At 49.4% G+C, this 14,926-nt stretch carries 13 protein-coding genes and 1 pseudogene; 2 read left to right on the top strand and 12 right to left on the bottom strand.

Translation table 11 applies throughout. The annotated features are described in order from the left end of the window. Nucleotides 1-132: 132 nt before the first annotated feature. On the top strand, nucleotides 133-1,698 hold the full coding sequence (locus tag B0G52_RS33930) for a multicopper oxidase family protein (RefSeq protein WP_304441904.1): 1,566 nt from the start codon (nucleotides 133-135) through the stop codon (nucleotides 1,696-1,698). A 65-nt stretch (nucleotides 1,699-1,763) separates the two neighbouring features. Next, a complete protein-coding gene (locus tag B0G52_RS33925) occupies nucleotides 1,764-3,845 on the top strand; it encodes a serine hydrolase domain-containing protein (RefSeq protein WP_094050870.1) in 2,082 nt (693 codons plus the stop codon). Nucleotides 3,846-4,348: 503 nt separating this feature from the next. Here B0G52_RS33925 and B0G52_RS33920 read toward each other — a convergent pair. The 12 genes and pseudogenes from B0G52_RS33920 to B0G52_RS33865 all read right to left on the bottom strand — a co-directional run bounded on the left by B0G52_RS33920 (nucleotide 4,349) and on the right by B0G52_RS33865 (nucleotide 14,781). Continuing rightward, a complete protein-coding gene (locus B0G52_RS33920) occupies nucleotides 4,349-5,428 on the bottom strand; it encodes a CHAP domain-containing protein (RefSeq protein ID WP_233163320.1) in 1,080 nt (359 codons plus the stop codon). A gap of 17 nt (nucleotides 5,429-5,445) precedes the next feature. Next, the gene (locus B0G52_RS33915) at nucleotides 5,446-5,757 is read right to left on the bottom strand and encodes a GNAT family protein (RefSeq protein ID WP_094050869.1); all 312 of its coding nucleotides are present in this window, start codon (nucleotides 5,755-5,757) and stop codon (nucleotides 5,446-5,448) included. A 227-nt stretch (nucleotides 5,758-5,984) separates the two neighbouring features. Then, a complete protein-coding gene (locus tag B0G52_RS33910) occupies nucleotides 5,985-6,995 on the bottom strand; it encodes an ABC transporter substrate-binding protein (protein WP_094050868.1) in 1,011 nt (336 codons plus the stop codon). Between the two features lie 10 nt (nucleotides 6,996-7,005). Continuing rightward, complete coding sequence (locus B0G52_RS33905) at nucleotides 7,006-7,767, bottom strand: ABC transporter ATP-binding protein (protein ID WP_094050867.1); 762 nt, start codon at nucleotides 7,765-7,767, stop codon at nucleotides 7,006-7,008. A gap of 3 nt (nucleotides 7,768-7,770) precedes the next feature. Then, entirely contained in the window at nucleotides 7,771-8,853 is a 1,083-nt protein-coding gene (locus tag B0G52_RS33900) for a FecCD family ABC transporter permease (protein ID WP_198960781.1), read from the bottom strand. A gap of 270 nt (nucleotides 8,854-9,123) precedes the next feature. Continuing rightward, nucleotides 9,124-11,295, bottom strand: a complete 2,172-nt coding sequence (locus B0G52_RS33895; RefSeq protein WP_369827187.1) for a serine hydrolase domain-containing protein — start codon at nucleotides 11,293-11,295, stop codon at nucleotides 9,124-9,126. Between the two features lie 102 nt (nucleotides 11,296-11,397). Next, the gene (locus tag B0G52_RS33890) at nucleotides 11,398-11,802 is read right to left on the bottom strand and encodes a GNAT family N-acetyltransferase (RefSeq protein ID WP_094050866.1); all 405 of its coding nucleotides are present in this window, start codon (nucleotides 11,800-11,802) and stop codon (nucleotides 11,398-11,400) included. Next, a complete protein-coding gene (locus B0G52_RS33885; RefSeq protein WP_094050865.1) occupies nucleotides 11,786-12,610 on the bottom strand; it encodes a sugar phosphate isomerase/epimerase family protein in 825 nt (274 codons plus the stop codon). Before B0G52_RS33885 ends, B0G52_RS33890 begins: the two co-directional genes overlap by 17 nt. A 162-nt stretch (nucleotides 12,611-12,772) precedes the next feature. Next, nucleotides 12,773-13,396: a flavin reductase family protein gene (locus B0G52_RS33880; RefSeq protein ID WP_094050864.1), complete on the bottom strand. Its 624-nt coding sequence runs from the start codon at nucleotides 13,394-13,396 to the stop codon at nucleotides 12,773-12,775. 231 nt (nucleotides 13,397-13,627) lie between these two features. Beyond that, entirely contained in the window at nucleotides 13,628-13,981 is a 354-nt protein-coding gene (locus tag B0G52_RS33875; RefSeq protein ID WP_094050863.1) for a hypothetical protein, read from the bottom strand. A 3-nt stretch (nucleotides 13,982-13,984) separates the two neighbouring features. Next, nucleotides 13,985-14,181, bottom strand: a pseudogene (locus B0G52_RS33870) (helix-turn-helix transcriptional regulator). A gap of 207 nt (nucleotides 14,182-14,388) precedes the next feature. Then, nucleotides 14,389-14,781 carry a hypothetical protein gene (locus B0G52_RS33865; protein WP_094050862.1) on the bottom strand — a complete coding sequence of 131 codons (393 nt, stop codon included), beginning with the start codon at nucleotides 14,779-14,781 and terminating at the stop codon, nucleotides 14,389-14,391. Nucleotides 14,782-14,926: the final 145 nt, after the last annotated feature.

The following is a 14,926-nucleotide window of genomic DNA, read 5'->3' as shown; positions in this document are numbered from 1 at the left end:
TTAAAGTATGCGCTAAACGAGGCAATCTTATTGCACGGTTGCGTGTTGAAGGCGGGTTTTTGCCGAGCTCCGTGTCCGTTGCATATTGGAGCGCAGATCGCACATATGTTTTACGAGAAACGGAGGGAGACGATGACTCCAAACTTGGGCCTGAACCTTGCCAAATTCGCGGATAGGCTTCCCGTACCGCCTGTGTTAAAGCCGCTTTACAAGGATCGCTTCCATACTTATTACGAGGTACGCATGACGCAATTCCCGATGTCGCTGCATCGGGATCTGGGGCCTGCAACCGTATGGGGATACGAAGGAAATTATCCCGGACCTACTATTGAAATAGAATCCGGAGAGCGGGTATTCGTCAAATGGATGAACCGGCTGCCGGACAAACATCTTTTTCCCGTGGATCATACCGTGCACGGAGCGCACAAGGACGTGCCGGATGTGCGGACCGTTACCCATGTTCACGGCGCCGTCGTCGAATCGCAAAGCGACGGTTATCCGGAAGCTTGGTTTACGAGAGATTTCGCTCAAACCGGGCCTTATTTTTCCCAAGAAATCTACCGCTATGACAACCCCATGCAAGCGTGCGCCCTATGGTATCATGACCATACGCTAGGCATTACAAGACTTAATGTATACGCCGGCCTGGCCGGAATGTATATCATCAGAGACCGGCGCGAGCGCTCTCTCAACCTGCCCGCCGGCCCTTATGAAATTCCGCTTGTCATTCAGGACAAATCGCTCAACTCCGACGGATCACTCTATTATCCGAGACAGCCCGATCCGCCCGTCCCCGGACTCGAGACGTCGATCGTCCCGGAGTTTTTTGGCGACATCAACCTTGTAAACGGCAAAGCCTGGCCTTATCTGCAGGTAGAGCCGCGCAAGTATCGCTTCAGATTGTTGAACGCGGCCAATGCCCGCTTCTATAACCTGTCGTTGAGCTCCGGGCAGTCGATGTACCAGATCGGCACGGACGGCGGACTGATGGAATATCCCCTCGCTCCCCGGCAACTGCTGCTCGCCCCGGGCGAAAGAGCCGATGTGATCATCGACTTCGCGAACATGGAAGGGCGACGAATCCTTGTAATGAACGACGCACCGGCCCCCTTTCCTGCGGGCGCTCCTCCCGAGCCTCGCACGACAGGAACCGTTATGGAATTTAGAGTAGAGCTGCCGCTTGCAGGCATGGATACGAGCGCTATTCCAGCTTCCATGGGTTGCATCCCCTGGCTCGATCCTGCTTACGCAACCCATTGCAGAAACCTGACCCTGGATTCGACCAAGGACCGCTTCAACAGACACCTGATGCTGCTGGACAAGAAGACGTGGGACGACCCGATATCGGAAAAGCCGGTGTGGGGCTCGACCGAGGTATGGTCCATTATGAATTTGACGGAACAGACGCATCCCATCCATATCCATCTGGGCTTCTTTCAGATCGTGGACCGCACTCCTTTTGACGCCGAGCAGTACAAGAAGGACGGCAAGATCCGGCTAACCCGGCCTAGTCTGCCTCCAGAGCCGCAAGAAAGGGGCTGGAAGGACACCGTCCGTTCCAACCCCGGGGAAATCACGCGCATCATTCGAAGATTCGTCACCTACACCGGCCTGTATGTCTGGCATTGCCACATGCTGGAACACGAGGATTACGAGATGATGCGTCCTCTTCTCGTTGTGCCGCGCGACCGATTCTAGCAGTTGCGGAACCTCGGATACGATTATCCGTACTATATTTATACAACGTATCCGAGGAGGTAATTATGAAAAGCAGAAAACCGTTTCGTTTTTTATCCCTGACGTTGATCCTTGCCATGCTGGCTCCTGGGGGCGCCTTGGCAGCCTCCGCAAGCGAAGAAAACCCGACGACTTACGAAGCTACGCAGAAAGCGGCATCCGATGCGGCGGATCTCCTGACGGGACAATACGGCACGACAAGCGTGCAATACGCGCTGATCGATCAAGGCCGGATCATCGTCTCCGGGCAATCGGGCATTAACGACCAGGAAGGCAAGAAGCCGCTCTCCGCGGATACGATGTACGGTATCGGCTCTGTGAGCAAAGCATTCACTGCGGCAGCCGTGATGAAGCTCGCGGACGAAGGCAAGGTCGATCTGGATGCGCCCGTCACTCAGTACGTTCCGGACTTCAAAATGGAAGACGAGCGGTACAAGAACATTACGCCGCGCATGCTGCTGAACCATTCCGCCGGATTTAACGGATCGTCGCTGACAAACGCTTTTTTACTCGAGGATAATGATACATACGCACACGATACGCTGCTGGAGCAGTTGGCCGGACAGAAGTTGAAAGCCGATCCGGGGGCTTATTCGGTCTATTGCAACGATTGCTTTACTCTAGCGGAAATTTTAGTAGAGAAAGTCGGCGGCACGGATTTCACGTCCTACATCCATCGTAATTTTACGGAGCCGCTGAACATGAAGAATACGATGACGCCGCTGGATCATCCGAGCGTGTCGGCGATGGCGGGACTTTATCTTCCCCACTTCGCCAATCAGCTGCCGAACGAGACGGTGAACGTCATCGGAACGGGAGGAATCTACTCCACGGCGGAGGACCTCGTGCGATTCTCGCAAATTTTCACGGGGCAGGTTGAAGGTATCCTGTCGTCCGAATCGGCGGCAGAGACGGCGCAAGCGGAGTATGCGAGAGGATTCTGGCCCGAGGACGCCGACAACTGGGTCAACTACGGACTAGGTTGGGACAGCGTGGACCTGTTCCCGTTCGGGGATTACGGCATTCAGGCTCTGGCCAAGGGCGGAGACACCATTCTGTATCATGCGGCGCTGGTCGTTCTTCCCGAGAAGAACATGGCGGCGGCCGTGCTCTCGTCCGGAGGCTCCAGCACGACGAACCAGCTTCTGGCGAGCCAAATCCTGCTTCATGCTCTGAAGGAAAAAGGCGAGATCGGCGAGTTCATAGCGGATAAGTCGTACGGCAAACCTTTTAAAACCGATATGCCTTCGGAATGGTTGGAGTTCTCAGGAATCTACGGCTCTACCAATCAATTGATCAAGGTAGACATCTCCGGGGACGGAGAAATGTCGATCTCCCTTCCTCAAGTGCCGTTCTACCCGGCCGAGATCTACGCCTATGCGGCAGACGGCTCGTTCAGAAGCGCGGACGGAAGCGTAAGGATCGACTTGGTGAAGGAAAGCAACGGGCGCACCTATCTATGGACCCGTCAATACGTCTCTCTCCCGGGACTCGGACAGTTGGCTTTGTCGCAGTATTCCGCCGAGAAGCTCGAGCCTAACTCCGTCTCCGAGGAGACGTTGGCGGCTTGGACGAAACGCGACGGCAAACGTTATTATCCGCTCGACGAGAAGTATACTTCTCTCTCATACTTGCTGGCCTCGTCCGTGCAGCTTCAGTTGATTGAAGAAGCCTCGGGGTACGTACTGGATAAAAAAATAACAGGACCGAATACGGCAGCGGCCGACCTGTACCTCCCGGCAATGGGTGGAAGGGATGCCAATGAACTCAACTTTTACGAGGAAAACGGCATCGAATATTTGAAGCTTGGCGGCAGTCTGCTCGTCGGCGAAGAGGCCTTGAAGCCGATCTATTCGGGCGGCAGCTCCTCGCTCACGATACTGGACAACGGGTACGCCAAATGGTTCTCGATCCCGGAAGGCGCCGCTGGTAAAACGATGAAGGTCGCCCCTTCGTCCACGGGCTCTTATGCCGTATACGACGAGAACGGGATTTGCGTGGATTTCGGCGTCGTCAGTCCGGACCATACAACCGTGCTGCCCGAGAACGGCATCATCGTATTCGCCGGCGATGCCGGAACGAAGTTCGACATCCGTTTAACCAAATAGCATTGGACGGGTAGCTCTCCGGTCTCCGGCTCCCTCGACGCCTTTGCATGCGGAGCGTGATAAGTAAAACGCCCTTTCGTTTCCCTACAGGAAGCGGAAGGGCGTTTTTATGCTTGAATAGGCGAACAGTTGATCGTGTTTTCTGTTGCTGATAAACTACAAGAGAAAGTAAAAACCCACCCCAAGGTTCCCAGGCCAAAGGTGGGTCTGTACCATTCATTAACTTGAAGGGGCATCCCATCCAAGCCAATTGTATAGGCCGAGTGCTCGCGCACTCGGTCTTTCTGATGCCATTTTAACATATGCACACCAAATAAAACAATTGCCAAGTACCGACTTCACTATGCCTGAACGCAAGTAACTGCAAAGAAAGTAGAAACTCCCTCGGTTATAAGAAGTACAATCGGAGCAGTTCTCAGTATCCCTTGAAAGCTATCTGAATTGCGCATTGGGAATATTGGTTGAGTTCTATGGATTTTCAGGCTTATTGACGTCCCTCGCAGCTACAGAATGGGACTATACTCGCCGCTAAAATGAAATGCATAGTTGTTGTCGATTCGGATATATCCGAGGATGCAGCGCCCCCGATCTCTGTTCACAACGCTTGAATAATTCCGATTATCCCTATTCCCCTCAGCGACTGTTATTTCTTTCTCATCGCAAGCTAGAACAATCCCAATATGGTCATGCGGATCGTTCGAAAGCAGCTTGTCATAAATCACGATATCCCCGCGCCGCGGAGCAAACCCGTCGTGTTCATCATGATACAGAAAACCCGTTTCGGACAGTTGAGCCCACTCTAACCAAGCGCCCACACCAGCTAACCTGTATATCCCGTTCGGGTATCGAATCGGCAACTGAAATCCAGCTTGCCAACAACAATAATATACAAAAGCGGCGCACCAACCGTTTTGCAATTCTTGATATACGGCCGGGCCGGGCCAATATTTGCAGATTTCCCGGTATCGTCGATCCCCTGGCACCCCAGCTATGTTCAGTCCCGCCAACGTCTCCGCAATATCAGCCAGCTTACTGCGTCTATCCATGTCTTGACGATCCTCTACGCCACCAGGGCTATATTCTTCTCCTGGCAAATCTATTATTGGAATCGTTAATTCATGAAGCACCTTTCGCAGTCTGGCGGAATCCTGCGGTGCAGCACTGCGCCCCGTATTCTGAAAGTAACCCTGCAATAGGCCGGCATCCTTGACGATCTCCTCATATGGACCATGAATTCCGCTTCTATCCCCCTGGTAGAAGATCGCCCGCAAGATTGTCGTCTGCTCTTTTTCGGATAAGATGTTCATGTCCCTTAGCAGCGGTCTCACGGCCTCGGAACTACTGATACCAGGAAAATCGTCAATGCCGGTCTTATAAAAGTAATAGTTGTGAAGCAGCCCCGCAATCGCCGCCAGTTCCTGATTCAGCCCGCGTTTCATAGCGAGCATCGCAGCAAAAGCAGACACCCCGTACAACCGAATGCATGACTCTTGTTTCTGGATCTCGCAAGGAATGGACATTATCATATCCTCAACAACGAAACGAACGCTATCAAGTCTCGTACTCGTTTTTTCGCCTATCACCCTTTTCTCCCCCTCGCTCAGAGCCTCAACACGGTTATAGACTCGTCATTGAAGATTTCGCCGTTGTCACGGAAGCCGAAGCTTTCATAGAGCTTTTTGGCGGCAACGTTATCGGGTTTATAAGGGATCCAGCAATACTGAACAAAACCGACCGGCAGCTCATCCGCATAAATAGCAAACGGAAACGGATGTCCCCCATTTACAGCCAGAACATAACACGAGGCCACGCTTGACAGATTGGACGCAACAAAACGCCGTTGATCCTCGGAAACCTCCAGATTAAATATAGCGCGTCGGTTCTCCAGAGTGATTTTTCTGAGCGTAATCATGCAGAACTTCTCCCTTCATGGATCGTTTTGCGCCGCGGTCGCTTATATAACATATAGCCTACGCTCAAAAAGAAATAGACTTATGTTGATTTTTTTTATAAGCTAGTATGTATCCATGACTTTTTTAGGGTTCTTCCCTTGGCTTCCGAAGATGACCAGAGTGACGATAAAGCTGTCTGCTAAATAAAAGGCCCGTGTCGGTTATGAACCAACACGAGCCTTTTAATTTATTCAAACAACGCGGGGTATATCTCCTTGGCCAATTGCTCCATTCCATCAATCGTATTGTAGCTATACCCGAACAAGTAGTTATAATCCACAATATAAATTTGCTTATTTTTAATGGCTTTCATACTGGATAACTTCGGATTGACGTAGATTTCTTCTCTCACTTTGTCGAGATCCGTATCGTCCCATTTAGGCAAGATGAGGATATCCGGATCTTGAGCAATCAGCGTTTCGACGCTGACCTCTCCCTTTTCGTTCACAAATACATTATCCAGCTTGATCATGCTGAAAGCATCGTTGAAGAACGATTCGTCGCTGGCCGGGTATACGTATAACTCTTTCGGATCGTTGGTGTGCAGGTAGGCGAACGTTTTGTGGTCTTTAATGCTTTCCAATTTGGAAGAAATAGAAGCTTGCTTATCTTTCAGCTCTTTGGTGAAGCGATCCGCCTGATCTTTAACGTCAAATATTTTGCCGATATTTTCGATATCTTTATAAATCGAATCATAGGTTCCGCCGGTAATCGATGACTCCAGCACATATGTTTTGATTTTCATGCTATTGAGCGCATCTACCGTCCCTACTCCCCATTCCGCATCTGCAAATAGCCCGCTTCGACCAAAGACCAAATCCGGATTTGTGCCCAGGGTGACTTCTTTCCCGACATACTCATCGCTCAGGATGTTCAATTTCGCATATTGTTCCGCTACGGACGGGTCAGGCACCCCGAAATTGGCTCCCACTCCAACGATCTTGTCACCGAGGCCCAGATGCAGCAACAGTTCTGCCGCCGGGCGTGTATTCGCCATAATTCTTTCGGGCGCACGATCGAATACTTGATCCTTCTTCTCCCAGCTTGCTCCTTCCTCTGTTCTGGAATAGTTTTGAATCGTCAGAGGATAGTGCGCTTGTGTCTCGGATTTCTCCGCGGTCTTGGTATCCGAACTTCCACAACCGGTTAAGAGCAGCGCTGCAGACAAAACCGTACCGAACAATAACGTCTTTTTCATCCTGTTCTCCTTATAGGCCATAAGCAAAACCAATTCCATTCGTAACCGGATTGGTGTAGGTTTGGCATTTGATTTGGTATAGGGTTTCAATGGTCGTCGAAGTCAACACTTCTTCAGGCGTCCCGTGTGCATAGACTTCTCCGTCTTTCATCGCATACACGTAATCGCAATATTGGGCTGCCATCTCCAAATCATGGAGCGCGGCCAAGACGCCGATGTTCAACTGTTTGACAATCGATAAAATCTCAATCTGGTAACGGATATCCAGATGGTTGGTCGGTTCATCCAAGATCATGAACTTCGGCTGCTGCGCAATGGTTCTGGCGAGAATAACCCTTTGTTTCTCCCCGCCGGATAACGATAAATAGCCGCGATGTTTATACTCAAGTAAATTTGTTCTAGCCAATGCTTCCTCCACAATGGCCAAATCCTCTCGATTATCGGCCTCCAACAGTTTCTTGTGCGGAGTTCTTCCTAACATCACCATTTGCTGCACCGACAAATTAAAGCTGATTTCATTAAATTGCCCGACCACACCCAAGTTTTGCGAAACCTTTTTTTCCGAGCTTTTCAGCACATCTATGTCATCTAGAAATACGGCTCCTCTCTGCGGGGGCAGACTTTTATAAATGCTCTTTAGCAAAGTTGATTTTCCGCAGCCATTCGGGCCTATCAACCCGACAAACTGCTTGTTTTTCACGTAGACCGACACATCTTTCACAATTTCCTTTTTGCCGATCCGCACTCCTATTCCCTTGGCAGTCAGCTCCATTTTCTACCCCCCAAAATTGTAACCTCTCTTGACAATCATATAGATAAACAAAGGAGATCCGATAACAGAGGTAATGATTCCGATCGGCAGTTCGACGTTGTGGATGATCGTTCTGGACAGAATGTCCGCCCAGATCATGAACAGCGCTCCCAGCAGCAACGTCCCCGGCATCAATCTCTTATGATCGGTGCCAAAAATCCCTCTCGTAATGTGCGGGACAACCAAGCCGACAAATCCAATCATTCCCGAATAGGCAACCATCGTTCCTGTAACCAGCGCAACAACAATCATGTAAAATTTACGGTATGCGCTTAAGTTAATGCCCAGTGTAACTGCCGACTCGTCGCCCAGCAGCATCGTATTCAAGATGCGATGTTGAAAAAGAAACAGCACTGCCCCAAGCACAACGACCACAGCCATAATCGGCACTCTATCCCAACTCGAAGAGGCCAGACTGCCCATCGACCAGAAGGTAACCGTCTTGATGCCTTCCGCATTATTGGCAAAATAAATGATCAGACTGGAGAATGATCCGCATAACGCGCCGATAACAACGCCGGATAAAACAAGCTTCACGGACGTTGCTTTGCCCCCGATGCTTGATAAAAGCAGGACGGCGATCGAGGTTAACATGGCTCCGGCAAAAGCGCCAAAAGCGACGCCCATCTGCAATAAGAATGCACCGCTGCCGAATCCCACCAATATGGCAAAGGTTGCACCCAACGATGCGCCGGAAGAAATCCCGAGGATGTAAGGGTCCGCCAGCGGGTTCTGCACCACTGCCTGCATAACCGTTCCGCATAGCGAAAGTCCGATGCCGATCAGCAACGCATAGACCACCCGAGGCATCCTTACCTGCAAAATAATGTTTATAAAGGAGTCGTTCTGAACTTTATCCAGCGACCCCAGCATACCATTGGTCAAAGCGTGCAATACGATCTCCTTCGATTGCGCAAAGGGAATGTTCACTTGTCCAATGGACACCGAATACACGACAGATAACACAATCAAACCGAGTAGAAGGAAAATAAACACATAGTAACGCTTGCCCATCCCGAGGTTGTCCAGGTCATCTTTACTCAACATTTCACGCTCTTCCCTAAATCTCCGTTATATATGATAATGATTATCATTATCACGTTGATAGTATAAGACGAGATCCGTAAAAATGCAACAAAATAATGATTCGGAGATCGGTTTACGCGGATATGCCAATAAACCGCCATGAAGCCCAAGGGCTTTGGCGGTTTATTGGTCGTTCGGGATATGGCTATTCTTCTTCCCGTAAGGTACTGAAACGAAAAGGTCGGGTTACGATCAGCGCAGCGGGAATGTTTAGTTCCAGTATGGGAACAGTTACAGGACGGAAATCTCGAATTGTGTACCGGCATCTCCGATGAAAACAATGGAGCCTCCCGCGGGCAGCACAACCTGATCCTTGTCTCCGGTGATGCTGAAGTGGATACATGTTCCACTCCCGTCATAAACGGCGAAGGAAGCGTTCGAGGGCATGCTCACCTTAACGTTCTTCCCCCCGTCGTTGTCGCTTATCGTATACCACTCCGCGTATCCGCTCGATGGAATCATAACGATTGATTTCTTAGCGACATTCATGGGCTTCACGCCATCCTCGCCCCCCCATATTCTTCCGTCTTGTTCCAGGTACTCAACGCCATCCTCCGTAAAGAACGTTAAACTTGAGAGGTCCCGCCCATTTATTCCCGGAATTTGCAATTCGGAGACTGCCGTATTCGGGCCTGTTATTCGCTTATCCGCCACGTACCCCGGCAATGGTTTCGACAAATTCAATGAAGTGTGCGGCATCACCAAATAAACAAGCGATGTATACTTCTCATTCAGCAGATAATATTTCTTACCGTCGCGCTGAATCCATGCCTTCATGGTCTCTGGCGGAAGATCTTGGGGCTCGAGCTTCTCGGCGGAGTACGTAGATAAAGCCGTCTGTCCCAGTCCTGGAAACGAAAAATATTCCCTAACCCAGAAGTAGGTGCGACCGTTCTCCTCCGTCACGAAGCTGACCATCCCATTCCCATCCATGCTCCGGAACGTGCCGTCCTCCGAATATTTGTAAGTATCATTCGTATTATGGAACAACCGCTCCGAAGTGACGGACATGATGCCACCTTCGGTAATATCGATGTTAATCGTTCCATCGAACAAGCCATAGATTCCCGAATACTGTAGCATGGACTTCGGCATATCGGCCTTTACCGGCACGCCGTACGACTTCTCAGGCTTGAATTCGGCAATTGTCCCTTTCTCCTTCAGCGCTTGAAGCAAGATTTCGGTTGCCAGAAGCTGGCCGTTCAGGCCGTTGCCGCCGGAAGTGACGACAGCGGCCGCCATGCCCTGCTCGGGAAGCACAACGAGCGATGAGCAATAGAATATCGTGCCTCCGCTTTTGGTCAGCGCCTTTATCCCATATTCGCTGAAGGGGTACAGATTGACGAGGTCCCAGCCCAGACCGTATTCAATCGAGCCGTCCGCATCGTCAGGCCATAAAGGCGTCCGGTACTCGCCTTGCGCCATGGCCGAAGCCGTTTTGCCGGACAAGACTTGTTCCGCTTCCCCCGTAAAAATTTGCGAGAATCGAGCCAAATCTTCCGCCGTGGAATAAATGCCTCCCGCTCCGATTACGTTGACCGTTTCATTGGGAAATTGTCTTGTATAAGCAGGATAATAGAGTCCCGCCATCTTCGCTGCGTTCGGTGAATCTAGCGGTGTCTCCGTATTGGTCATCCCTAGAGGTCCCGTAATATATTGATGAATATAAGAGGTAAAGTCCATGCCGCTGACATACTCGACCAGAATCTCGGCCAGCGTAAATCCGTCATTGCAATAAACCGAGTAAGCACCCGGATCCGCCTTCAAGGTCTGTCCGGCCAGTTGCTTCAGCAGGGTGTCGTGGGCGTAAGTATCGTTATCTTCGAATAAAAAGGCGTTCTTGAACGATGATCCGTTCAGGCCGGAAGAATGATTCAGCAGCATGCGCGGCGTAATCTGCTTGTAGCGTTCATCCTTCATCGTAAACTCCGGGATATACTGGACGACCGGCGTATCGAGATTGATCTTCCCTTGGTCGACCAACTGCATGACGGCAACTGCGGTAAACACTTTACTCGTTGATCCAATCCCGTACATTGTGTCTTTCGAGAGCGGCTTCTGTCCCTGCTCATCATTTTTGCCGGAATGACCGGTTACAATGATGTTGCCATGATCGATAAGGGCGTATTGCACGCTGTTCGCACCGTATCTTCTCGTGAGGAGATCGGCCTTCTCCCTTGCCACGTTCCCGGTGGTTTCGTAGGTGATCGCGACCTCGTTAGACGGCAAGTCCGTAGCTGCCGCCGGCTCGATCGTCTCCGTACTCGGCGTTATTGCCGTACTGTGCGTCGCTATCGGTGTATGCTCCTCATCACAGGAGGTTAACAGCAGACACAAAGCCAGCACAGCTCCTGTTAGAAAGGTCAGCCGAGTCATCTTTAACAGCTGTCGCAAAAGGTTCATCAATCGTATCCCCCTTATTAAATATATAGAGAGTATAATAAATGAACCTTTGATTTTCCTTTGAGAAACGTCCGCATCTTGACAAACCTGCCGCCAAGTTGATCACACTAACTCTGAAATAAACATAGGCGTAGCTCCGTCTTCCATGGAAAAGCCGCATTTCCGATAGAAATCTATCGCACTTCCATAGGAAATTAACACTTTTGTTTTACATCCGCTGTATCTATCAAGCATCATCTTCATCATGTTCTTGCCTATACCTTCACCCTGATAGCTCGGATCGACCAGCATGTAGTGAAAATATACGGTTAAAATTCCGTCAGACAAAGCATTGATCAGACCGACAAGCTTGTCTCCATCCCACGCTGCAACAATCGAATGAGACCCGCGGATAGATTGCAACAGCTCGCCCGGATAGTTTCCGGATTCCCATTTTACCGAAAGAAATAGCTCTTGGAGCGTATCTTTACTAATAGCCTCAATGTTGGAATCATAACGAATGCCCATCGCAGTACCCGCTTTCGAGAAATGGATTATAGCGTTGTAATGCTTCCAGCCTCTTTGCTTGTTCAAACGCTTTATGTAGAAACTCTTTAGCTGATAAATCTCCATAATCCCAATTCATGGCCTCTATCGCAATTGCGCCTGAATAGCTCGTTGCCGCAATTTGTTTCATGGCTGCAGACCAGTCAATCGTCCCGTCAAGGGGTAACCCGTGTTGGGCGTAGCTACCGTTATTATCATGCAAATGCAGGGCCATCAGCCGAGAACCGTACAGGGATAATAAGTCAGTGTCCGGATAATGGCGGTAGTGATGCCCGCTGTCATAGCAGAATCCGATACGCAGGGAGTCCACTTGCTCCAGCACACAGGTCAGATTGGAAAAGTTCCATAAGTTCTCCAGCGCGACATTGACGCCAAGTTGTTCCGCTTTATCAGCAATTCTCTTCATTCTATCCAGACCCAATGCGTTGCATGGATTGTTTTCGTTAGGAAGGTGCACAACCATAGTCGGAATCTCGAATTCGGCGCAATCTGCAATACATTGCAGGTAGCAATTCGTTACGGCTTCTCCGTCCAGATTGTCAAGCCAGAGGCTGTTTTCGTTTTCGATTGGCGCGTGGATATTTTCTATAAAAAGACCCGCCTCCCGCGCAATTTGCGGCCCATTGCGGTAATCGCCCCGGCCAAAGCAGTCACGACCAAAGCCATCGCTCCACCACAACAAGACGCCATCAAATCCAGCTTCTTTTATTAACCGATATCGCTCCTTATTCTGCAATTCATAGCCAAACCAATCATAAACCGTAATCATGGGCATCTTCCTTTCTTGTTTTTTCCATTATAGCTTTAAATTCTGCATGGCCACCATGCGATCCGGTCTTGTACAACACGGGTAAAAACCCACCCCAAGGTTTCGCGGCCAAGGGTGGGCTTATGTCTTTTTCAACTTGAAGCGGTCTTACGCCTTATCTTCCTATCTTGCAGTGCCGGGTCCAAATACCGGAGCCAATCGCGACTCGGAAAGCTGATCGCTTAAGCCAAAATATTCACAGAAATTCATGATCATCGGATTCCATTTGGACGGGTCAATATAGTTAGGATGATCCCCCATCGTCAAAGCTTGCTCCACGTGAATTTTCTCAATATGGACCTCCAATGCGACTAAGGAACTCGGCTCTTCGAATGGGTGTACCTTTACGAGCTTTGCCTCTAAGTGAACCGGACATTGTTGCACGCGGGGCGCCCTGACATCCCGGGAAGGCAGCGGGGTCAACTTGGATACGCCGAACTTATCCGGTTCGAATCGATAACCCCTGGCTTCCTTCGATTCCGGGACCGGATTGCGGCCGGTCAATAAAGTGAGACTTTCGATCGCAGGAATCAAGTCGACGGACGGCAAGTTCAGCACGCATTCGCCCTCTCTGATCAGGTTCAAGACGGTCTGCGATTTGCTGCTTAGCCCAAGCATGCAAGAACGATTCAGCCACCAGGCCGAAGACATCGGAGCCAAGTTCGGAGTGCCATCCTCGTTCACAGTGCTGATAAGCACGACCGAAGTGCCAAAATACAAGATTTTCGGTTCAATTTCGACATGCATTTTCTCGCTTACAACTCCTTCCAAGGGGTCACTGTGCATTTACTATAGCACGAGTCGGCAGACGACTATGCGGATTTGGAATGAGACAGCAAGATATCGAAAGATCGAACGGACAGTTTTCAGTACACCGTCTTGTTTGCAATCTGTTCAGCCCAAAGAGGGCCCGCAACAGGTCAAACGCTCATAACCTGTCACAGCCCTCATACCCGTGTCCGATAGTGCAATTACCTTTCAACTTCCGGGACAAAAATCGTATATCCCATATAGCCTAAAAATAATGCGGCTTGAACGATTAAACGATTGGGCATCCTTCTCGTTTCTTGACGCAACAAGCCGTTCGTCCGTTTCTTGTATTACTCTGCTTTTAATCGTTTCACTGGAGTTTATCGGTTTGGAAAACCTCGTGAAATAAACAAGGGCAACGCTTAACGGGATGAGCGAAAGAGCAATCAGCCCCTTGTTGCTCGATACGGGATTGATTCCTGCCATACTAAACGCTGTACCCGCAGCTAGAAGAATAACACCGACGATCAGTGCGGTTCTCATAATACATCTCGTTTCCTTCGCAGCATTCTTCGTATCCATCCTTCATTCCTCCCAGAATAAATCGTTTAAATTCTTGTTCAGCGCTTTGTATCTGACGATGCACACAGTTTAAGACTCAGATTTTAGTTGCCCGTTTCGTTCAAATTGATCGTTTGCCTGGTTACGCCTATGGTCTCGGCCAATTGTTCCTGCGACAAGTCGGCTTCCGTTCGAGCTGTTTTCATTTTGATGTTTTTCAATCACTTCAAACTCCTTTCGCTCTCATTGTAAATAAACACGACAAGAGTAAAATATATATTACATTAGGCTGTTTGCGCGCTGTTGAGCGTGAACGCCAAAAAGAGCTGTAGGAGGTCGTTTGCTCACGACCTCTTACAGCCCCATACCCTCATCTCTAGCAAAGTCTAAAGGTTGTTAGGTTCCCCTGGCATTTTGATGAAATGTTCTTAAGCATGCGATAACATAGGGGCACAAAATGCAAAGCTTAAGTTCAACTTGTTCTTCGACTTAATAAATAATAAATCACCTTGACTCTTAAGTTCATAATTCACATTTTCAGTAAAACGATCAGGTGTGAAGTAAAATTGAATTATTTCAGTATCCCTGTTACTAATATGAGAAAGTAACCTTACTAAATCGATCTTGGACTTACTCACCACATCATACAGGTGAAGTACATTCCCTTCAGATTGATAAACGATGATAGCCCCTTCGTCTTCAAAAAGATAAATCGAATCTTGAAAAACATTCAATGCATAGAACATAAAAATCCCCTGATTATCGCTAATACCAAATTGATTTGAAACAGGAGTGCGCGTTTGAAGAATTTTATTGATCATTTTTAAATCTTCTTCATTGGCGCAATCTATTTTTCGTAATCCGTTATTAAGTAAGCGTCAAATAGCCCCCACCTAGCGGCGGGAGCGGAGTAAGACTAAACTAATGTTACTTTTTACTTATGCGGCAGTCAGCCGGCAGCGCCTG

Source organism: Cohnella sp. SGD-V74, assembly GCF_003001675.1.
Lineage (GTDB): Bacteria > Bacillota > Bacilli > Paenibacillales > Paenibacillaceae > Cohnella.
Note: the sequence above shows the minus strand (reverse complement) of the source record. Positions and strands in the feature narration are given on the sequence as shown.

Excerpts from the sequence above, each read along its gene's own strand:
- B0G52_RS33930 (WP_304441904.1), top strand. The coding sequence starts at position 133 with ATGACTCCAAACTTGGGCCTGAACCTTGCCAAATTCGCGGATAGGCTT.
- B0G52_RS33925 (WP_094050870.1), top strand. The coding sequence starts at position 1,764 with ATGAAAAGCAGAAAACCGTTTCGTTTTTTATCCCTGACGTTGATCCTT.
- B0G52_RS33915 (WP_094050869.1), bottom strand. The coding sequence starts at position 5,757 with ATGATTACGCTCAGAAAAATCACTCTGGAGAACCGACGCGCTATATTT.
- B0G52_RS33910 (WP_094050868.1), bottom strand. The coding sequence starts at position 6,995 with ATGAAAAAGACGTTATTGTTCGGTACGGTTTTGTCTGCAGCGCTGCTC.
- B0G52_RS33905 (WP_094050867.1), bottom strand. The coding sequence starts at position 7,767 with ATGGAGCTGACTGCCAAGGGAATAGGAGTGCGGATCGGCAAAAAGGAA.
- B0G52_RS33900 (WP_198960781.1), bottom strand. The coding sequence starts at position 8,853 with ATGTTGAGTAAAGATGACCTGGACAACCTCGGGATGGGCAAGCGTTAC.
- B0G52_RS33895 (WP_369827187.1), bottom strand. The coding sequence starts at position 11,295 with ATGAACCTTTTGCGACAGCTGTTAAAGATGACTCGGCTGACCTTTCTA.
- B0G52_RS33890 (WP_094050866.1), bottom strand. The coding sequence starts at position 11,802 with ATGGGCATTCGTTATGATTCCAACATTGAGGCTATTAGTAAAGATACG.
- B0G52_RS33885 (WP_094050865.1), bottom strand. The coding sequence starts at position 12,610 with ATGATTACGGTTTATGATTGGTTTGGCTATGAATTGCAGAATAAGGAG.
- B0G52_RS33880 (WP_094050864.1), bottom strand. The coding sequence starts at position 13,396 with ATGCATGTCGAAATTGAACCGAAAATCTTGTATTTTGGCACTTCGGTC.
- B0G52_RS33875 (WP_094050863.1), bottom strand. The coding sequence starts at position 13,981 with ATGGATACGAAGAATGCTGCGAAGGAAACGAGATGTATTATGAGAACC.
- B0G52_RS33865 (WP_094050862.1), bottom strand. The coding sequence starts at position 14,781 with ATGATCAATAAAATTCTTCAAACGCGCACTCCTGTTTCAAATCAATTT.